Source organism: Paenibacillus sp. WC2504, assembly GCF_052682475.1.
In genome coordinates this window covers 1,654,009-1,675,171 of the sequence record NZ_JBQZFH010000001.1, presented here as the reverse complement: position 1 = coordinate 1,675,171, position 21,163 = coordinate 1,654,009, and the positions used below count along the sequence as shown (strand labels likewise).

Genomic DNA, 21,163 nt, shown 5'->3' with positions numbered 1-21,163 from the left:
CACAAGCTCTACTATAGCCTCCAACATTCTAGAACACATTAACAAATTCTTGCGAAAAGCTTGTTAGGACTAGAAAATTCTTGACGAGATGCCCCTAGCTGCTAGGAACTATCAAAATATATGCGAATTAACAACAATAAACCCTTCATTAACTTAGGTAGTTAAATGAAAGGCAAAGCATTGTAGTATTAGGCAACTGTACTCCCATTCCTGATTCTCAAAATAGGTACACAAAATAAGGAGTCGCATTAGCATATTTGCCACGCGGCTCCTTAAATAAAAATATCTTTCCGTCAACGACCATTTGTCAATTCATCTTAAATACATGCATCTTGTATTCCTTACTGAAACTTGTGGTAGCTATTCCAGACGGTTTACCCTTTTACCGCAGAACCAACGGTCAACGCCTTCTCTACTTGTTCGCTAAAGAGCACGTAAACCAGTACTGTTGGCAAGCTTGCAATGGTCATCGCTGCTCCCATAGCACCCCAGTTGGTTGTGAACTGTCCTTGGAAGAAGAGCAGACCGAGCGGCAATGTTTTCAATGACTCTTTGGTAATAAGAATGAGCGCCATTGTAAATTCATTCCAAGCAGATAAGAAAACGAAGATCACCATCGTCGCAATAGCAGGCTTAATAATTGGCAATATGATCGTGTAGAAGGTCCGGTATATGCTGGCCCCATCCATGCAGGCTGACTCCTCCAGCTCCACAGGTATACTCCGAAAAAAACCATAAAACACCATACTAGAAAATGAAATGTTGAAAGCAATATACGGAACGATAAGAGCCCAGTACGTATTGGCCAAATGAAACTCACGCACTAAGATGGCCAACGGAATCATAATCACTTGAATGGGAATGAACATCCCTATAATGATATAAATGCGAGCAGCTTCCTTCAAGCGCCACTGCATCCTCGCAACCGCATACGAGAACGTGACAGAAAGCGCAATCGTTCCCACAACGGTTGCTGCTGCTACAAGCAAGCTATTGCTGAAGTAGACAGGAACATTGAATCTCGACCATGCATCCGCATAATTTTCAAATCGGAAATGAGTAGGAAAACCAAAAGGATTTGTAACGAAAATTTCATTGTTATTTTTAAATGAGTAAAACACCATCCACAGCAGCGGATATACGGACAATCCTGCATAGATCCATAAGAAGACGGCTAGCAGCGGATTGTTCTTGCGTAGTCTAAGTCTTCCGTTCATTGCTCATCCTCCTTCTAAAAGGTAATCCGTTCGCGTGCGATCAATCGGTTAATCGCTACAGTGACGATCAAACATTCAATAACCAGGAATGCAGCCGCAGCGCTTCCATAGCCGAACTCGCCGACACGGAATGCCGAACGGTACATCAAGTAGGTCAGGGTGTACGTGGAATTTCCCGGACCTCCACCTGTCATAATGAACATATTGGCGAAAGCGTTGAGTCCTCCAGTAATTGCAAGGACCAGACAAAACTTGTACGTTTCAGCCAGCATGGGAATTGTAATTTTGAGATGCGCCTTCATCTTAGATGCCCCGTCGATGCGAGCAGCTTCCAAATATTGCTCCGGCACGGACTTAACAGCTGCCAATAACAACGCAAACTGGTAGCCCATGTACTGCCATGCATTGACAAAAGCGATTGCGAATATAGCTGTTTTACTATTAGTCAGCCAATCCTGACGGTAGGAGATGCCCAGTGTTTCAAATAATTTGTTAATCAAACCGTACTCGCTGTTGTACATCGCCAGCCACAGTTGGCACACAACCGTAATGGAGAGAACGACTGGAATGAAGTAAGAGATTCTTAGGAACTTACTTCCTCGAAACCCTTCCGCAACGGCAAAAGCAAGCACAGTGCCAATTCCTATTTGGACAACGGCCAGGATTGCAGCAAACACAAGACCGTTATACAAAGAAGTGTAAAATATAGAATCTTGAAGCAACCGAATATAATTATCCAGAAAAATAAAAGTGCCTTCGCTTAATCCGTCCCATTCAAATGTACTGCGATAAAAGGTTTGCAAGATCGGATAGAACACGATAACTGTATACAAAAGGAGAGCAGGCAGCGTGAACAGCATAATCGCCGTCTTATTTCCCATGAATTTGCGCATTTCATCACTTCCCTTATTTAGTAGAAAACTCACACCGGTTTTGGAACAATCCAGTGTGAGTCTCCTTTCCACAAACCTCAATTATTTCGCTGTGACTGCCGCTTTATTCAAATCTTTCACGAATTGATCTGCCGTATAATTTCCTGTCATCAGGTTTTGCGTTGCATCTTCTAACGCTGCTTTGAACTTCGGATTAGATAATCCCCAGGAGAAAGCAGTCGTGCTTGTTATTTTAGGAATATCCTTGGATAACTGCTCCATCATCGGAGGGAATTGCTTTACGACCGGCTTATCAACTTTAGTTGCTACGATTGGATTGCTACGATTCGTATATTTGTATTCTGCATATTTTAAAGACAGGAATGAAGCCACTTTCGCTGCCAGTTCTTTATCTTTCGTGTTGGCAGATACAGCATAACCGCCAGGACCACCGCTGCCGCTGAAGGCGGTTTTGCCCTTTTCAAACGCAGCAGCGTCTGCTGCTGGTATGTACAAGTAGCCTGCTTTGTCACCAAGCGCCTTGGTGCTGGCCTCAATCTCCCATTGTCCGTTAACGAACATGGCTGCCTTGCCTTCATGGAAGAGAGCTGCTGCCTGATCGTAGTTCAGGTTTGTTGCTCCTTTTGGCAGCATGCCGGCTTTCACCAGCTCGATAATTTTCTCCGCAGCCGTTTTGTAAGCGGCATCGTCCGCTTTCGCCTCACCTTTATCCAGCTTCGTCACACCACCCGGTTCAGCACGAGTAACGAACATATCGTAAAGTGCTACACATGGCCATTTCTCCTTCGCGAAAATGGATAGCGGCGTAATCCCTTTTGCATTAAAAGATTTCACTGCTGTCATCATTTCATCGTAGGTTGTCGGTACTTTCACACCGTTTTGCTGGAACAGGTCTTTGTTGTAGAACAACAGAGCGACTTCGTTGCCCGCATATGGGAATGCGTAAGTATGTCCGTCGGCCGTTACGAGTGTATTCATGGCACTTGGCTGCATTTTCTCTTTGTAACCAAATTTTGTTACATAATCATCCAATACCAGAATGTTATTGGATTTCTTGAACGTATCGATAATGTCTAAGCCCGCTTGAAAAATATCCGGCAGATTGCCTGTCGCAGCATACGTTTTCAGCTTTTGGCCATCATCCTGCGCTTGAATATCAAGCTCCAGTTCTACATTCGGCATTTCTTTCTTAAGCTCAGCAACGGCGTAATCATAAGGCGTTTTCGTATCTTCATCCGCATATTGCGCATAAACTCTTAGTTTAACCGGCTTGGCCTCCGACTTCGCAGGTGCAGCAGTCGCAGCTGGCGTTGGTGCCGTTGATGCGTTTCCTTCTGTTTTGGTTTCTGTCGTTCCGCAAGCCGCAAGGCTAGTAGCTGTGAGCAAACTTACGAGCGTAACTGCCATCTTTTTCATGTGAAGAACCCTCCCTGGCATCTTGTGCGTTTCATCTCTACAACCTCAGTATAAAAGGAATCCCAGTCTGTGATAATGGAATAACTGAGGGCTTCTTGTAAAATCCGCACATTGGGAAAAACCCTTAAAAGCGATTATTTTCATACTCACTCGGCGAATAGCCAAAAAACTTCTTGAAGCTTTTACTAAAGTAGCTCGGATCACTAAAACCGATATTCTCGGCAATATCCGCCAGCCGAATATTCCCTTTGCCGAGCTGCTCCTTCGCTTTGTGCATCCGCACATGAGTGACATAATCCGTCACTGTCATCCCGATCTCTTTCTTAAACACGGCTCGTAGATAACTCGGATTCATGAACACGTGCTGGGCGATTTGATCGACCTGAAGTTCCGGGTCGTGATAGCGCTGCTCAATATACTCCTTGGCGGATTGAGCAATTTTGGATGATCTCGTTTTCTTATGTTTTCCTGTATATTCAAGCGCCCGGCTGAATAATTCCTTGATCCATACAGATGTAGCATCGATAGATTCCAACCGTTTAATCTCACTGTAAGGGAAGAAGGCTTCACCAAAGCAGTCCTCAATCGGTTGGCCATTCTCCGTCACATAAGATAAACAAACCGAAACCAACCCCATAGAGATGACATACGTATAGTCCAAAGAAAGCCGCTGCTCGCGAATGGTTTGGAACACCTCTTCCAGTTTAGATTCCACTTTCTCATTGCTATTCATGCGCATTTGAACGAGCAATTCTTCACTGACTTCCGTCGGATAGAACGCTTTCGTCCCGAATCCCTGCGATGCTGCTCCATAAGCGATTACACGGTCGTTGCCGAGTACGAATTTGTTTTGCAGTGCTTCGAGCGCCTCCAAATAGGATTTTCGAATACCTCGATAACCGCCTTGACTGCGCCCGACCCCCACCGTAATCGTAAACTTCAGATGTTTCTTGATCAGAAAACACAATTTCTCATAACCTTCCAACGCAGGTGTCTCTAGACTTGCTTTACCTTGATGCTCCACTAGACAAATAATGCGCCCCTCCGGTCCATTAAAAATCAAATGATTGCCGGTCTCCTCCAGCGCCTCATTCAAAATATTCGTCACCGCATATTTCCATAAGAGCCTCTCACTCACTTTATTCCAACGTGCATCCATGTTATCAATTTCAATACAAGCCACTACGAAGCATGCGGAATCGAAATTTTCGCCAAAAAGACCCAGCTTCGCGCTCGTCTCCTCATCCGAGAGATTATAGTCGCTTCCCAGCAAATGATTCAGAAAGCTTTCTTTCATAAGGAGCTGATTTTCCTTTAATGTTGACTTTTCTTCTTGCACCCGCAGGTGTTCCTTCTGTAATTTGAGCAGGGTCAGAACTAATTCATCCTTCGAGAACGGTTTGAGGATGTAATCTTCAACGCCAAGTTTGAGTGCTTTTCTTGCATAATCAAATTCATTATGACCCGTAATCAGCACGACACTTGTTTGTGGGAATCTTTCCTTTAATACCTCTGTTAACTGCAACCCGTCCATGAAAGGCATCGTAATATCCACCAGCGCAATATCCGGAAGATGCGTCTGAACTTGCTCCAAGGCCTCAATCCCATTTTTTGCTTCTGCACAAATTTCAAATCCGTAAGCTTCCCAATCTAAAGCAGTACGCAGGTATTCCCTGAAAATAGACTCATCGTCAACAATCACTATTTTTTGCATCTCTTATCCTTCCTCACTTTGAAAAGGCAGCCACAGTGTCACTTCTGTTCCATGCCCAGGTTCACTAGTAATCTGAAGCCCATAATCATCGCCAAAATACAATTGGATGCGATCATTTACATTCCTGAGACCGTAGCCTATGGCTTCTTGAGGATCTTTCGGTCTACTCAATAACGCTTCCAGCCGTTCCGGCTGCATACCTACGCCGTTGTCGCTGACGACGATTTTTATTTTTCCGTCCATATTGATTCCCGTTACTTTCAAAAGACCTATCGTGCCTTTCGTCTTCAGACCATGGTAAATGGCATTCTCAACCAACGGCTGAATCGTCAATTTTGGAATGAGACCGCTTACCACCTCATTATGGATATCAAATTCAAAGGTAAATACTTCTGAATAGCGGATACGTTGGATAGACAAATAGTCCTTCACATTACGGATCTCTTCCTCTATCGAAATCGTTTCTAACCCCTTGCTTAGCGCTACACGATAAAAATCTGCAAGCGCTTTGGTCGTACGCTGAACATCTCGGGCTCGTCCCATTTCAGAAAGCGTATAAATTACGTCGAGTGTATTGTACAAAAAATGCGGCTTTATTTGCGCCTGGATGAGTGCTAGTTCATACTCTCGTTTCTTCTTTTGCTCGTAATTAACATTAGTTAAGAGCTCTTGTATGCGTCTGATCATCGCGTTAAATCCAGATGCCAACAGCCCGATCTCATCAGCGGAATCCACTTGGAACTCTTGATCCAGCGTCCCTTCATTCACCTTTTTCATGTGCTTCGTTAATCCCATAATGGGCTTAGCGATGAATTGAGAAAGCATACCCGCTCCCAGTAAGGCAAAAAGCAAGCATATGAATCCGATTAACACAATGAGTAATGTAATTTTGCGCGTATCCGCAGTTAAAGATTCCAGCGGTGCCATCGATATCAGCTTCCATCCAAAACTGGGTACGTCCGAGCTTACAACCAGCGTTTTGCCGTTTTGAAAAGAAGCTAGATCAGACTTATGGGTACCTGAGGATATCCATTGCTTCAAAGCAGGGTCCTCAACTTCATGGAGCACATCCTCCGAGTTCTGCGAAGAAACAACGAGGCCTGTTTCATCAGTAATGAAATATCTTCCATCTTGGATGGATCCGATTTTCTGATAAATCGAAGACAAGGAACTTTCTTTTACATTTAAGATAAGTAGACCGAGCTTCTGCCCTGTATAAATATTTACAATTCGTTTGCCCAAAGTGACCACCGTTTCATCCGATGCTTTTGTCAAATAGCTCCGTTGCTGCATAGGAAACCATATGTTATTACCACTAGAAGCGTCAATTTGTTTCAACATCTCGCTACTCGTAATCTCTTCCATATTGCGCTCCATCAATAGATGGGAGCCGAAAACACGATTACTCGTATCTATGAATGCCGCCGACTGGACATCGGGAAAAACGAGCAGTGCAAAGCTGAGTTGATTTGTAATTTGCGTGTACATCTGCAAGCTTGTTTCCTGTACCCCCTGCGTCTGCGGATCCTCTACAATCACTTTATTCAAATTAATGGTCAGCATATTGGCACAGCTCTCCACATTGGTTAACATCCCCATGATGCGGGTAATGATCAGAGAAGAATTATCCGACACGTTTTTAACCGTCTTCTTGACGATTGCACCAGTGTAAACGTGATTGGAGACAAAGCCAAGGATAAATAAGGGAATGAAAATAAGCGGAAAATAAATGATTATTATTTTGTAGCGTATCCGCTGATTTCGAAACCAGTGGGTAGACATCAAGCTTTCTAGAAAAGGCATAATGACCTCCTTAAGATCAACTAACAATCCTCTGTGACGGTTTCATTGTAAGGGATAGAGGCCAACTTTGAAAACGATTGAATTTTTCTTGTTGTTTTTGTTTAATAGGTTATCCTTCTCACGTTTGCACCTATTTCGTGACTTTGTTGATAAACTATATCGATAATCAAGCCTTTACCTTTATCGAGTTTAAACTAAAAAATTTGCGTTTAGCCTTCCTTGATACGGTTGTAGTAGCATTCACTTCGTTTCTGCTGATATATTTCATGCTTCTTTATGCCAAACTTGCTGCGTGGCTGCTGATACCTCACTTACTGTGGTCCTGCTTCGCTGCCTTATTTTGGCATGGTCAATCTACCAGTTAAATAAGGATGCCAACCAGGTATATTAAAACCGGACTATTCAGGGTAACGAATTATACGCCTGATTATTATATAAAAACCGCACCGTCCCCTCTGGGCGAAGGCTTCCTCGAGCTAAAGTTGAGCGTTGGACAAACCTTGAAGATAATAAGAGTAATTGATTAAGACACACCTATAAACCAGCAATCTAGAGCATTCATTTGTTCTAGATTGCTGGTTTATCCAAAGATATCCACAAATTAGCTGAAGTTATTAACATTTTACCTGTTGATACTGTTAGCAAATAGAGGACCATAATTCAAAAACCGGAACCCCAAAGGAGTCCCGGCCCTCATTTATCCAATCTCACTCAATCGCCCATCTCGAAAATACACAACCCGCTTCGCCTGCTGCGCAATCGCCAGATCATGTGTAATCAACACAATCGTCCTGCCTTGCTCATTTAATCTCTTAAAAATCTCCAAAATATCTACACCTGTCTTCGAATCTAGTGCCCCTGTCGGTTCATCCGCCAGTATTATCGCCGGATTTCCTGCCAATGTCCGCGCAATCGCAACACGTTGTTGCTGCCCGCCGGATAATTCCGAAGGTAAATGCTTCCGGCGATCCACCAAGTCCACCGCTTCCAATGCCTGCATGACAAGCGGCTCACGCTCTTTCCTGCTCATGCCCCGGTAAATAAGCGGCAGCTCCACATTTTCATACGCATTCAGCCTTGGCAGCAGGTTAAAGTTCTGGAAGACGAAGCCGATCTTCCGATTCCTTATTTCAGCTAACTGAGCATCCTTGAGCCTATTAATGGCCTTCCCGTCCAGCACATAGTCCCCATCATCCGCAACATCCAAGCAGCCTAAAATGTTCATCAGCGTCGACTTCCCCGACCCCGACGGACCCATGATCGCCACGAACTCGCCGTGATCGATATCTAACGAAACATCGTCCAACGCACGAATCGTTTCCCCGCCCATCACATAGCTCTTGCTTACATGCTCAATCTGGATTAAGGTCATACTCTTCGCCTCCATTATCTGAAACCAAATAAATGAAGTATGCGACTTCTCCAACTGGCCGACGTAACTCTTACCGCTTCGCCTTATAAAACTCATGATACAGCTTCATCAGCGCCCGCTTCTCAATCCGCGACACGTAAGAGCGGCTAATGCCCAGCTCTTTCGCAATTTCCCGCTGCGTCCGCTCTTCCCCGCCAAGCTCCAAACCGAACCGCCCGACGACGACTTCCTTCTCGCGGTCATCCAAGATCTCTAAATTTCGATATATCTTGCTTTTCTCTATCTTCAATTGAACCTTATCCACGACATCGTCAGCTTCCGTACCGAGGATGTCAATCAAAGTAATTTCATTCCCCTCTTTGTCCGTTCCGATGGGATCGTGCAAGGACACATCCTTGCGTGTTTTCTTCAATGAGCGAAGATGCATAAGTATTTCGTTTTCGATACACCGAGCCGCAAATGTTGCAAGCTTCGTACCCTTATTCGGTGAGAAAGACTCGATCGCCTTAATCAATCCGATCGTTCCGATCGAGATCAAATCCTCTAGATCTTCTCCGGTGTTGTCGAATTTTTTCACTATATGTGCCACAAGTCTTAAATTGTGTTCAATCAGTTTATTCCTTGAATAATCATTGCCTTCGGCCATCAGTCTAAGATGCTTTTCTTCTTCTTCTTCCGTTAAAGGTTGTGGAAACGCGTTATTTTTGACGTAGGATACAAGTAATGTTAACTGCTTGATTAATACAGCAATCGCACTGAAAATCCCAGGCACTCCAGCCACCCCCTTCGATGTTTGCGGAACCTAGCTGCTTCTGAAGCCTCCGCTTTCAAGATTAGTATTAGTGTATGTGGGTTTGTGCCTAGAAGTGCCTGTACGGGATAAGTTACTTGAATTATCAGCTTGAACTTAGGAAGGTCTGTATAATACTGTGATGAGACAGAACAGGAGCCCCTCTCTTCTCTAAATCTAGCAATTCTGCTATCTTCATAAAACGACCTATGCCGATGCGGGGAACACCGCCGGCGCGCCATATGGCGGCACCATCGGCGACGTTAAAGTATCGCTGCCAGTCCAAATCATGATCTTTGCACTCATGCCTGTTGTATCAGCGGGTAATGTGAACCCTGGGTAATGTGAACCCTGTCAGAGAAAGGTCTTGTGAATCACTGTACCCGGCAACTGTGGCTGTTGCTTGTGAAGTATTTACCATATTGCCGCTGCTGTCGTAAAGCGCCAAAATGACAACATAATCTTGAGAGGTTGACGTTCCGTTGCGAAGGCTGACTTGAGCTGTTAGCTGTTGTCCCGGTGTTAGGGCTGTTGGGTTCACGTTACCGCCTACCATAAAGCTGGAGGCAGCAAAATTTTTAGCAAAGTTAGACGGAGTCGTATAACCTGGATTTTGTGTAGAATTAGGTGTTAAATTAAATGTTGAAAGCGACAAAGGAACGCCTTGTACAGAGACATTTTCAAACCGGATGCGGTCGAAGCCATAGATACCGGTATCCAGATTGGTTAAGCTTTCATTATTGACGAGATTGGGTTGTGTCATCGAGTTCGTGACTTTAATGTTTCGGAAGGTAATATCTTTAATATTTCCTCCACCCATCTGGTTTGTATTATACGAAGTTTTAACGAACCACAGTTGGAATAATCGGCCGTCGGCATTATCGATGGTGAAATTTTCAAAGACATAATTCGAAAGCAATCCAATGCCTCCGTGGACGGAGTTAAAAATCCCCTTAGTCTGGTTGGTCATATTGCCCAGGATGTGTTCGCAGCGAATGATGTCTACATGATTGACGTAATTGTTGGAGGTTGGAACTGACACATTCCATGTCAGCTGCATGGGCGCACCGTTTACTTCCTGCCAAATCACAATATTGGTAATGGTCATATTCGAAAAGTATAACTTTATCGTGTCATCATTGACTTTGAAGAAGCAGTTCTCAGCTGTGGAATTACCTCCTAAAAGCAAGCCGTCCGTATTAAAAAACCATCCGATGACATTTACGTTTTTCACCTCATTATGATTGCCTGTAAAACGCATGTTGATTGACTATTCAACAGATAGGTATCACTCGCAAGCTCACTGGCGGATGTCATCAGCTTCACCGGATGCGGCGTAAGATCATCACCGATGCTGGCAGATACTCGAACCTGCTTATTGGTCATATCGATATTCAGCATCAGATGAATCCATGTAGCAGGTATATTGGCATTCACTCCAAAAACGGATTGTATAGCGGTATTTGTCTGATCTCTAAAGGCCGTAACGTCTGGACTTACTCTTGTTGCGGAAGGGGCAGACAGGTTAAATCCCTTACCATTAGAGCCTTGAATGAGTATGTGAAAATTCTCGCTGCCATCCGAATTATACACGTAAAAATAATCCGCCACTTGAGCGCTTCTTTGGATGTCGAAGCTGATTAAGGCATCGCCTGATGTAATAGCAGTCGGTAACATCTTTTTGGCAGTGAAGCTTCCTCCAGTCTGATGAACAATACTTAAAGCATGATTAGCTGCGTTATTACTCCCATCGGTAACCGTACTGATACTCGCTGAAGGATTCCCCGTTATTGTCCAACCACTATCGCCTACCGAAGTGGAACTTTCAAAATGATCGTTTATGGAATAGGTATTGGCGTTGACTGTAACCGCAGCTGACAGGAACAAGTATAGGACCATCGCAAGCGATAAAGACTTTTTGAACATAAATCCGCCTCCTACGATAAAAAAGCTTGAGAGGCGCCCTGCAAGCATACAGTAACGCCCCTCGGATATTTCATTCAATTTCCGTCTGCAGTAACAACGGTTCCCGGCCATTTAGGCCTCTGATCGAGATAGCCCTGCGGCACGTGACGCTGAGCATCATAGCTTACTAATTGATTGCCGTTCAGCGCTTCGGTAAATCCGTACGATTGATAATATTGCGCCATGGCTTCCCGGCATTGAAGGCACAGCTCAGGATGCTCCGCTGAGATATCCGTAAACTCCTCCGGATCGTTCTCCATATTGAACAAGTTCATCTTGCCGCCATTGGTATGGTAAATAAATTTGTAATTACCCCAGCGCAGCATCATCTTCATCACTCGGCCTCGGCCGACCTCAGCGAAGATACGGTCCCGCAAAGGTTGGTCCGGGTCCGAAGCGGCAGCCAGCAGATTCAATCCCGAAGAAGCTTCCGGCACGATTCCGCCGGATGCGGTGATGAAGGACGCGTAAATATCCTGAAGCAGCGCCAGCTGTTCCCTTCGTTCCCCTTGTGGCACCGAAGCCGGCCAACTGACAATAAGCGGCACTTTGGCTGACGCTTCATAGAACGTGCGTTTTCCATAGGAATAATGATCACCCAACATCTCTCCGTGATCCGATGTAAATACGATGAGGGTATCGTCGATTAATCCGCACGACTCCAGTGTGTCGAGGATGCGCCCGATTTGCTTATCCACCTGCGATACGCTGCCATAATAGTAGGCCCGCATTTTCAATTCATCTTCCAATGTCAGGCTATCTATACCGTTAACCTTATAATCGTTCATCACGTCGATGGCGTAATCGTCAGGTGTGCGTTCAAATTCCTTGCGTACAGGCAGCGGAACCTGCTCCAGCGCGTACATCGTATCGTACGGAACGCAAGGATCGAACGGAGGGTGCGGTTTAATGAAAGAAGAAAAGATGAAAAACGGCCGGTTTTGGTTTTGGCGAATGACACGGCACGTCGTATCCCCCGTCCAAGCGGTTGTATGCAAATGCTCCGGCAGCTCCGAAATTTGAGGAACGTAATACAGCTCGCTCCGTTTGCCGTGGGGTTCTGTCAGATGGCCATAGCCCTGTTCACTTAAAAACTGCAAATACTCATCATCAGCAAAGTGGGCAGGAATTTCTTCCGACAGCAGCATGCGGTCAAAGCCGTAATGCTTTCTTTCCCGTTGGAAATGCATCTTCCCTACAGCGCAAGTGAAATATCCTTGCTTACGAATCAGCTCAGGCAGTGGATGATCGATCTCCTTTGCCAAATTTTCATTTTTGAGCAGACCCAATTCAAATGGGTTTAGACCAGAAATCAGCCCGTGACGGGCGGGGACGCAAACCGGTGTTTGGCTGTAAGCTTGATCGAAGCATATTCCCCTCTGGGCAAGCCGGTCGATGTTCGGCGTCTTCACGAGCGGGTTGCCGTAGCACCCCAGCACATCAAAACGCAATTGGTCACACATAATGAGCAGTAAATTCGGCTTTTTGGCCATGTCATTACCTCCGAAACTCCTTTTATTTATGCTGGACGTGTCATAATCTCACTGTGTCACATTGTCACAGCCTTAGTCAGTCCAACGTCAGACGCCGCCCTTTTGCAGAATTCCCTCCTGCCCTTCCCACTTCGGAAATTCCGCTTCATCCTGAAAGATGCCCTGCTTAATCCATTCCTTGCACGCAGGGTCCGTCAACGTTAGCGTATAATCCTCGCCATTGCTGCCGATCAGACCCAGATCGCGCTTCGCTCTCAACGAAACCGCTTCCGGATCGACAATCTCTCTCAGCAAAACTTCAAATTGGTGGAAAAGCTCCCGGTAGCTTTCCTCCCCTGCCAGGTCGGTCATTTCCTGGGGGTCCTCCTCCAGGTTAAACAGCGATGGCCGGTCATTAACGTAGTAGGTAAACTTGTAGCCGTCCTTCACGAGCATATACCAGTCCTGTTTAAAGAAATTGCCATGATACTCGGAGAATGCGTAGTCATGCCTTCCCTGCTGACGGCCGTCCTTGATCAAAGGAAGCCAGCTCATTCCCGGACGATCCGACTCCGTCTCCAAGCCTGCGATATCCATGAGCGTCGGATACAGATCAACCAAGGTGACCGGTTGATCAATGCGCTGCCCGCTTGGCAGCCCCGGACCTTTGACGATAAGAGGAACCCCAACAGAAGCTTCGTAGCTGCATTGTTTAAAGAAGAGCCCATGCTCGCCAAGGTTTTCGCCGTGGTCCGACATGTAGACGATATACGTGTTATCGTACAAATTTTGTGCCTTCAGTTCCGCAATAATTCTGCCGATATTGTCATCCAGTGCAGTAATCATCCCGTAATAAGAAGCAAGGAGGTTGCGCAGATCCGGTTCGGTGATTTCCCCAAGACCGAGAGCATTTTGCATATTGCGTACCTGCGGGTGCAGCCGGTCGTTCGGAAAAAGGGCGTCATGCGGCATGACCACGTTATCCGGATAATACTTATCGTAATACGGCTTCGGCACTCTGTACGGCCAATGAGGGAACATGAGTCCGACGTACATGGCCCACGGCTTCTGTTCCTCGTTCTTCCCCTTGCGCTTCAAGTAATCGATTGCCCAATCGGTGACCACCCGGTCGTGATCATAAAATCCGAGATCCTTATCGTATCCTGTGTTACCGTCCGTGACGACATCTTCGCGTATGCCCGCATTGAGAATAGTCTTGCGCTTATCTTCCCGCACATGGCCTTCGAGTCTGGAATACAAAGGTGTGGTACGCGGATAAGGATTAAACGCCGGACGCTTCTTGATAATTTTATACTCGCTGAATCCGCCGTCCTGATAGTCACCGCAGAAATCCATCTTTCCAAACATCGCTGACGGAATTCCCGCCTGATCCAGCTTTCGCGCCCATGTCATTTCCTCGCGGTCCAGAGGGCAGCCGAGAAACCAGCTGTCGATTTGATTCGGATATTTGCCTGTAACAAAGCTCATTCTGCTTGGCGTACAGACAGGGCAGTTGCTGTATGCTCTGCTGAAGTAAGTCCCCTCTGCCGCTAATTGATCGAGATTTGGCGTCTGAATATACGGATGTTCACGGTATCCCGTGATCAGAGGATGATGCTGGTCACTGCAAATGACTACAATATTAGGTTGGCTCATAGGTCGGTACTCCCTTCACGTTTGATCCTATACTCGTAAGCGAAAATTTTCGGTAATGGGTATGACTGCCTTCCGCATTCGAAAATCCGATCATGCCGTTCAAATAAGGACGGTCGTCATCGGAAGAGTCGATGACCGGCGCGCCATTCACCGATATTTGGAATCGATTTCCTTCGGCCCTCACAGCTAAGGTGGACGCGATTCCCAATTGCCAATCATAACGACTCTCGGACAGCACCCGGTATCCGTTATCGTTCTTATACAGCACTAGTTTTCCTTCCGGGGCGAATCCTACCGCATAGGAGCGAATGCCTCCTTGCACACGAAAATTGATTCGATGGTGTTCTCCCAACTGTGGAACGACAACGGTCTCAAACGCATAATCCTCCCAATCCAGCCTACCTGTATAGCTTTCCGCCGTCTCGCCGAAATAGCTTCCGCTCAATTCACCGTTCTCCAGCGTCCAGATGCCTCGCAAATAAGTCATTTGGCTGACTTCGATATGCAAGCCATTCCACTTTTCGAGCTTTTCTTGAGCAAAATCGATCGCATAATCCGGCTTCCCGCCAAAAATTACGTCATCGATATAACAGACGAGACTTGGTCCTTTGTCACCCTTGCCATCCATCGGAATGAACTCGATCCCCGCCTGCTCCAGGCAGCAATCGTTCAATCGAGGAATCTGGAAGACAAGCCGGATCCATTGGCCGGCGCTTAATAATACGGTGTCACCGTAGTATCGCGTGCCACTGTTCCCATCCTTGACATACAGTCGAGCCGTCACACGCTGGTTCGTGGAACCGGGCAGCATGACTTGGGCTTCCACCGTTTGGCCGGGGTATAAAATAGGTGAGAAGCTCGGGTCATAACGGCTGTCATTAAAATCGTCGGGGCGGTAATACGTTTGATGATATACCCGATAAGCGCAGCCTCCTTGAACACAGTCAAAGAGCACCTTTAAGGACCTCTCGCCGGAAGCGGCAAACTGATCCGTGTTCTCGATCCGTCCCGTCAATGGCAGCGGGTCGTTGTGCTCAAGGCGGAACGCATGCGTAGAACCGGGATACTCGAAGTGGAACCTCATGTTCTTCTCTGCGAATATCGAAGCCCAGCACTCCGGAGCCTCCTCGCCCGCAAGCTTATAGCCAAGTCTGGCGATATAAGTGGCGCACCATGGAATATCCAGTATATTCAGCGACCCAATGACGCTCGAGCAGCACAGGAAATCATTAATCGGCTTCCGCCACTTGTCATCAATGGCTTCAATCCCCCCGCGTACTCCCATAATGGTAGCCACGTTGGCAACGTTACAATCCGTATCCCAGCCGCACATATTGCAAATGTTAATCGTCCTGGAAAAGTCGCCTTCACCATACAGCAGCGATAAAATCATGACGGCCGAGTTCGGTATGATGTGGCAGTGTCCAGGGTACTTGTCGTAGCCGTAATGAGCCTTGACGAATTGAAACGCTTCCCGCCAATTGTGCGGGCTCGCCTTATAAAAGGCGATGACGTCGCGTGTCACTCGCGCATATTCGCAATCCGCAGGGATATGCGCCAGCCCCGTCTCGATGATCCGCTCGATATCCCGCTCAACAAAAGCGGAGGCGATGCAGGCAGCTATGAACATCCCGCCGAATTTGCCGTTCCCATCGTGCGACACCGAAGCGATTTTCTCCGCAAAATGCGCCGCCATTTGGGGATTTCCAGGGGCGATCAGCCCCCAGCAGTCGATAAAAATCTGCCCACCGATCTGTTCGGCGACAGCGACTCCGTTTTGTTCGATAGACCCGGAACGCGGGGCCATGATGCCGTTTTTCAAATTAAGGTAGGCGGTATGCTCGGTTGATTTCCCGTAGCCTCCCCACCAATAGAAGCCGTGGCCGTCCGGGGCGTAATTCAGCCACGTCATCCCCATTTGCTCCGCCGTAATCTCCATTCCACATACGTAATCCTCTAGCGCTCTCAGGAAGAACATCGGACCGTTCGTATCGTCATCTGCTGCAAAATTTTTAAATTCATGCAAATATTCCGTAATTTCACCGAACGTCCGCTCGATCCGGTCGTATGTCCAGTTCTCGATGTTTCCTCCGTGCCTAACGCCAATCACCTTGGCCAGCCAGCCGGCATACACTCTTTCCACGTAATCGTTTGGTATGGTCATGAATCATTTCACCTTCACTCGTTAGATTTGGGGAAACGCAGGTTCGACCACCGCCATGCGGTAGACCTACCTCTGTTTGACGGTGGATTCCCTGACAATCAGCCGGGGCTCCAAGGTGATTCTCTCAAAAGCTCTAGCCTCATCATCAATACGGAGCAGCAGACTCTCTACGGCAATACGCCCCATTTCCGCTACTAAATTGGATACCGAACTCACTTTAGGTCTGATTAAATTACACCATGGGATATTATCGATTCCCACGACAGCGACATCCTCCGGTACGCGCAGCCCCAGATCGATCAGACCTTGAACGACACCGATGGCCACAAGATCATTAGCTGCGAACACCGCATCGGGGATTTCATTCAAATTGTAAAAATAACGGGCTGCTTCGAGGCCGGTATCGATGGCAAGTCTTTCGCCGTTGTACACTAACGCGCTGTCGAACGCCATAAAATGAGAGGCAAGCGACTGCTCGTAGGCTGCATAGCGGGCTCCACGGTGTACCGACGTGCTGCCGGCGTAAGCAATGCGCCTTCTGCCGATGCGAATCAGATGATCCATCGCCATGTATCCTTCGTTTTCTCTCAGCCCTACCGTATCTGCCGGCATATCATCCTCGTAATTTCCGATCAGGGTAACGGGAACGCTCGCTTTTTTTATAATCTTGCTTAATGTCTTCGGATGGCTGATCGATAGCAGAACAATCCCGTCCACATGCATATCGCTCGCTTCCTTGATGACGGCCAGCTCCTCGGACGGGTTACCGTAATGGTTGATCAGCACTACGCGAAAGTTGTTTTGCTTCGCCACTTGTTCGGCGCCCCACGCAAGCTCCGGATAATATGGGTTGCGAATATCGTCAATAGCGAGCGCGATTTGGCGGCGCAGCTTGGTCTTCAAGCTTCGTGCCATCATATTCGGCGTAAAGCCAAGCTCTTCAATCACCCGGTTCACCTTTAACCTTGTGACTGGTTTCACCCCGGGGGCGTTGTTAATAATGCGAGAAACGGTAGATTTGGCCACCCCCGCCGTCCTGGCGACGTCATTAATGGTTACCTTGGGTCTTGTTTCCAATGTCATTCCCCCTCCCGAACCCGCTTTGGAATCGATTCGATTTTCATATTCCTACTGACACAGCTATCCCTTGACCGAGCCCATCAGCATCCCTTTGTTGAAATACTTTTGCATAAATGGATAGCCGACCAATAGCGGTAACGCGGTCAAAACAATCGCAGCCATCTTCACTGCAGGACTGTACTGGAAGGTTGTTGCCATAGTCTCCATGCTGCCGTTAGCTTCGTTCATCATTTGCCGCAGGAATACCTGCAAGGGCCATTTATCCGAATCGTTCAAATACATGACGGCATTGAAATAGGCGTTCCAGTTCTGCACCGCATAGAAGAGCGTAAACGTAGCTACCGCCGGTAAAGAAAGCGGCAAGATCACTTGCCAGAACAACCGCAGTTCCCCGCAGCCGTCGATACGGGCGGATTCTTCCAGCTCTATCGGGATATTCTGAAAAAAACTGCGCAAGACGATCAAGTGAAACGGCGCGATCGCTCCTGACAAGAAAAGCGCCCAATAGCTGTTCAGCAGATGCAAGCTTTTGACAACCAAATAAGTCGGGATAATTCCTCCCCCGAATAACATGGTGAACAGCACCATGAAATTGAGCACCCGCCTTCCCCCCAGCCATGACTTGGAAAGCCCATAGGCCATGAGAGAAGTCAGCGCCATGTTCACCGTCGTGCCGACGAGCGTGATATATACCGCATTTTTGAACGAAATAACGAATTGTTCACTGTTCATCAGATAGCCGTACGCATTGATCGTCCATTGATGAGGGATCAGAAAAAATCCACGGGTTACGATCTCTTCTCTTGGCGCGAACGAAGTCAGCACCACATATAAGAACGGAAATATCACGGATATCAGGCTGATCACCAATATCCCCCTGGATATGAAGGTAAACATGAGATCTTTATCGCGGATATGAAAGCCCTTCATCCTAGTACACCCCCTCATGACCGAACGCTTTGGCCAAACGGTTGGCCAAGACGATCAACAGCAGCCCGATCACCGATTTAAATATGCCTACCGCCGTGGAGTAGCTGAAATTGCCCTGTAGTACGCCATTGCGGTAGACATACGTATCAAACACGTCCGCTACATCCAGATTCACCGGATTTTGTAGCAGCAGAATGTGCTCGAAACCAAGATCCATGATCTGGCCCAGCCGCAAAATAAATAGGATGACAATCGTTGATTTTAACGCCGGCAGCGTGATATGCCATACCTGTCTCCAGCGGTTCGCCCCGTCTACGACGGCTGCCTCATAGAGTGTCGGGTCTACGGCCGCAAGGGCAGCCAGAAAAATAATGGCATTCCAGCCGCTTTCTTTCCAAATATTTTGGGCCACATACACGCCCCGAAAATAATCCGAGCTCGTCAGCCATTCGATTCGCTCATACCCCATACCTGCAAGCAAATTGTTGATCGCGCCGTCCTGTGTGGCAAGCAGCAGCGTCGTGATACTCACGACAACAACCCAAGATAAAAAGTGCGGCATATAAATAACGGTCTGCACGATCCTTCGGAACCATGACTTCTTTGCCTCGTTCAACAGAATGGCGAACAAGATCGGTGCGGGAAAAAACAAAAACAAATTCAGCGCGCTCAGCATCAGCGTATTGCGGAGCAGCGTCCAGAAGTCCGCATCCGTAAACAAACGCTGGAAATGGTCCAGACCGACCCAGGGACTTTCAATAAAGCCCGAAAACGGATCATATTCCTGAAATGCGATCACCAATCCGCCCATCGGAATGTATTTGAAGATAACAAAGTATAAAAAACCCGGGAAAATCATCAAGTATAGAGGAATACCGCGTTTCCAATTCACCCGCCGAATCCTATTCGCTACAACAGGGACATAGGCTTGGGAGGCTCTATTTGTTTGTTTTCCGCTTCTCATTTCATCTACCTCTGAACTATGTCATGTTATTGCTGAGATTTCTGATAAGCTTCGTTATATTCTTGGGTAATCTTGTCGCCGCCGTCCTTCTTCCACTGTTCCACAGCTTGATCCAAAGAATCGATCGGCTGCTCGCCCATAATGATTTTGATTAAAGCGGTCATAAATTTCTGATCAATGGTCGCTCCGCTTTTGACATCTGTCGGCGATTCCAATCCAGCCGCTACATTCATCCATTTGAACGGTTCGCTGTTTTTGAACCAATGATTGACGTCGTCAGCCGTCTTTTTATCGTCCCAGAGACGAATTTGCGTATTAAGGTCGAATCTGCGCAAATACCAGGCTGAAATCAGGATCGGACGGTCCTTATCGAATGCATCCAGCTTCGTGTACTTATCGCCGTCTTTTTTATAGTGAACCCCTTCTATCCCGTTCTTCGTCAAGATATTCCCTTCATCGGACACCAGATAATCAAACAGCTTCAACAGTCTTTCTTGCTTCTTCGGATCAATCTTGGAATTAATAACGATTCTTTGGGTTATTGAATTTGTCGATGTTCCTTGCAGTCCCGTAGGCCCTTTTGGCGGCAGGAGCTGCACAGTTTCCGCTTTAGGATCGATTTTCTTCACATTCGGCACAATGGTCTGATATAAAACATTCGGCACGACATCATCGATACCGACTTTGCCCGCCTCGTATTTGTCCTGCGGGTCCTTCACCTTATTGATGGCAAAATCTTTGTCCATCACGCCCTCTGTATACGCTTTATTCAAAAAGACGGCAAAGTCCTTGAGCTCTTTATTCTGCGTATGCCAGCTGATCAACTTGCCATCCTTCACCCCCCAAATATTGACGAGACCGAATGCCGCCTTAATCGGATCGATATGCTTGAAGTCCGTTTTATTCGGTGCCAGCGAAACCGAGAAACCGTACGTATCGTTTTTCCCGTTTCCGTCAGGGTCTTGCTTAGCGAAGGCTTTGGTGACGTCGTAAAATTCATCAACTGTCGTCGGCATTTTGAGATTGAGCTTATCCAGCCAGTCTTTTCGAATGCCGAACGAAGTCTGGGTTTCGATTTGATAATAAGGAAAGCTGTAATACTTGCCCTTCGGGCTCATAAACTGCAGCTGTTCTTCTCCGCCTAGCTGTTTGGCCAAGTTCGGATATTTGCTGAGAAACGGTTTGACGTCAAGAAATACACCCTTATCCCGCCATTTCAAAAAGTCATCTTTCATAAGCAGGAATGAATCCGGAAAATCCCCTGAGGCGGCCAGCACGTTCATCTTCTCTTTATAGTTATCCTGTGAAACCCATTGGAACTTAAGATCCACATTAAACTTCTTATTGAGATAATCGATCATCGGATTGTTTGCCGGCCATCCCCCTCCTTCATAGCTGATTGCCATAATATTCAGTTCCAGCTTATCCTTCAGATCATCCGTCGTGCTTGGATCGGCTGTTGCTTTACCCGCTTCCGGGCTCGCCGTTGTGCCGCTGGAGCACCCTGCAACCACCCCTGTCGCTAACAGAACAGCTAAAGTAATTGGAATCCACTGCTTCATTTTGAATACGCCTCCCGTACATTGATATATAAAATATGCATCCCCCGCTGGCTGCCTCCTTCTCATTCCGCTGCCGATGGCTTAAGCGAAAAGAGCTGCATTCAGAGCGCTGCTGTCGAGAGGTCAAACGCCATGGAACAAAGCTGCAACATTGGAACCGGTTCG

The 21,163-nt window shown here is 47.0% G+C and carries 17 protein-coding genes; 1 reads left to right on the top strand and 16 read right to left on the bottom strand.

Features of this window, described 5'->3' with window-relative positions:
• Nucleotides 1-374 precede the first annotated feature (374 nt).
• The 5 genes from ACUN27_RS07585 to ACUN27_RS07565 form a co-directional block, all read right to left on the bottom strand.
• Nucleotides 375-1,217 carry a carbohydrate ABC transporter permease gene (locus tag ACUN27_RS07585; RefSeq protein WP_315952216.1) on the bottom strand — a complete coding sequence of 281 codons (843 nt, stop codon included), beginning with the start codon at nucleotides 1,215-1,217 and terminating at the stop codon, nucleotides 375-377.
• Between the two features lie 14 nt (nucleotides 1,218-1,231).
• On the bottom strand, nucleotides 1,232-2,110 hold the full coding sequence (locus tag ACUN27_RS07580) for a carbohydrate ABC transporter permease (protein WP_315952217.1): 879 nt from the start codon (nucleotides 2,108-2,110) through the stop codon (nucleotides 1,232-1,234).
• 81 nt (nucleotides 2,111-2,191) lie between these two features.
• The gene (locus tag ACUN27_RS07575; protein ID WP_315952219.1) at nucleotides 2,192-3,526 is read right to left on the bottom strand and encodes an ABC transporter substrate-binding protein; all 1,335 of its coding nucleotides are present in this window, start codon (nucleotides 3,524-3,526) and stop codon (nucleotides 2,192-2,194) included.
• A gap of 124 nt (nucleotides 3,527-3,650) precedes the next feature.
• Nucleotides 3,651-5,240, bottom strand: coding sequence for a response regulator (locus ACUN27_RS07570; RefSeq protein WP_315952220.1), 1,590 nt, complete (start codon nucleotides 5,238-5,240; stop codon nucleotides 3,651-3,653).
• 3 nt (nucleotides 5,241-5,243) lie between these two features.
• Entirely contained in the window at nucleotides 5,244-7,043 is a 1,800-nt protein-coding gene (locus ACUN27_RS07565; RefSeq protein WP_315952221.1) for a sensor histidine kinase, read from the bottom strand.
• A gap of 137 nt (nucleotides 7,044-7,180) precedes the next feature.
• Here ACUN27_RS07565 and ACUN27_RS07560 point away from each other — a divergent pair, with 137 nt between their 5' ends.
• A complete protein-coding gene (locus ACUN27_RS07560; protein ID WP_379174849.1) occupies nucleotides 7,181-7,408 on the top strand; it encodes a tryptophan-rich sensory protein in 228 nt (75 codons plus the stop codon).
• A 332-nt stretch (nucleotides 7,409-7,740) separates the two neighbouring features.
• Here the strand turns inward: ACUN27_RS07560 and ACUN27_RS07555 are convergent, their stop codons facing one another.
• The 11 genes from ACUN27_RS07555 to ACUN27_RS07505 all read right to left on the bottom strand — a co-directional run bounded on the left by ACUN27_RS07555 (nucleotide 7,741) and on the right by ACUN27_RS07505 (nucleotide 20,998).
• Complete coding sequence (locus ACUN27_RS07555; protein ID WP_445558641.1) at nucleotides 7,741-8,415, bottom strand: ABC transporter ATP-binding protein; 675 nt, start codon at nucleotides 8,413-8,415, stop codon at nucleotides 7,741-7,743.
• Between the two features lie 70 nt (nucleotides 8,416-8,485).
• Complete coding sequence (sigK, locus tag ACUN27_RS07550) at nucleotides 8,486-9,187, bottom strand: RNA polymerase sporulation sigma factor SigK (RefSeq protein WP_127452517.1); 702 nt, start codon at nucleotides 9,185-9,187, stop codon at nucleotides 8,486-8,488.
• Between the two features lie 334 nt (nucleotides 9,188-9,521).
• Nucleotides 9,522-10,439, bottom strand: a complete 918-nt coding sequence (locus tag ACUN27_RS07545) for a hypothetical protein (RefSeq protein ID WP_445558640.1) — start codon at nucleotides 10,437-10,439, stop codon at nucleotides 9,522-9,524.
• Nucleotides 10,436-11,131, bottom strand: coding sequence for a hypothetical protein (locus tag ACUN27_RS07540; protein ID WP_326063090.1), 696 nt, complete (start codon nucleotides 11,129-11,131; stop codon nucleotides 10,436-10,438). Before ACUN27_RS07540 ends, ACUN27_RS07545 begins: the two co-directional genes overlap by 4 nt.
• A gap of 74 nt (nucleotides 11,132-11,205) precedes the next feature.
• Nucleotides 11,206-12,663, bottom strand: coding sequence for a sulfatase-like hydrolase/transferase (locus ACUN27_RS07535; protein ID WP_445558639.1), 1,458 nt, complete (start codon nucleotides 12,661-12,663; stop codon nucleotides 11,206-11,208).
• 87 nt (nucleotides 12,664-12,750) lie between these two features.
• Nucleotides 12,751-14,298, bottom strand: coding sequence for a sulfatase-like hydrolase/transferase (locus ACUN27_RS07530; RefSeq protein ID WP_326063092.1), 1,548 nt, complete (start codon nucleotides 14,296-14,298; stop codon nucleotides 12,751-12,753).
• Nucleotides 14,285-16,462, bottom strand: coding sequence for an ADP-ribosylglycohydrolase family protein (locus ACUN27_RS07525; protein WP_445558638.1), 2,178 nt, complete (start codon nucleotides 16,460-16,462; stop codon nucleotides 14,285-14,287). The genes ACUN27_RS07530 and ACUN27_RS07525 overlap by 14 nt, the downstream gene beginning before the upstream one ends.
• Before the next feature lie 66 nt (nucleotides 16,463-16,528).
• Nucleotides 16,529-17,545 (bottom strand): LacI family DNA-binding transcriptional regulator, encoded by a 1,017-nt coding sequence (locus ACUN27_RS07520; RefSeq protein ID WP_379170701.1) that lies wholly within the window; start codon nucleotides 17,543-17,545, stop codon nucleotides 16,529-16,531.
• A gap of 57 nt (nucleotides 17,546-17,602) precedes the next feature.
• Complete coding sequence (locus ACUN27_RS07515) at nucleotides 17,603-18,472, bottom strand: carbohydrate ABC transporter permease (protein ID WP_315953472.1); 870 nt, start codon at nucleotides 18,470-18,472, stop codon at nucleotides 17,603-17,605.
• A 1-nt stretch (nucleotide 18,473) separates the two neighbouring features.
• Entirely contained in the window at nucleotides 18,474-19,436 is a 963-nt protein-coding gene (locus ACUN27_RS07510; protein WP_315953473.1) for an ABC transporter permease, read from the bottom strand.
• A 26-nt stretch (nucleotides 19,437-19,462) separates the two neighbouring features.
• Nucleotides 19,463-20,998: an extracellular solute-binding protein gene (locus ACUN27_RS07505; protein WP_445558637.1), complete on the bottom strand. Its 1,536-nt coding sequence runs from the start codon at nucleotides 20,996-20,998 to the stop codon at nucleotides 19,463-19,465.
• Nucleotides 20,999-21,163 lie beyond the last annotated feature (165 nt).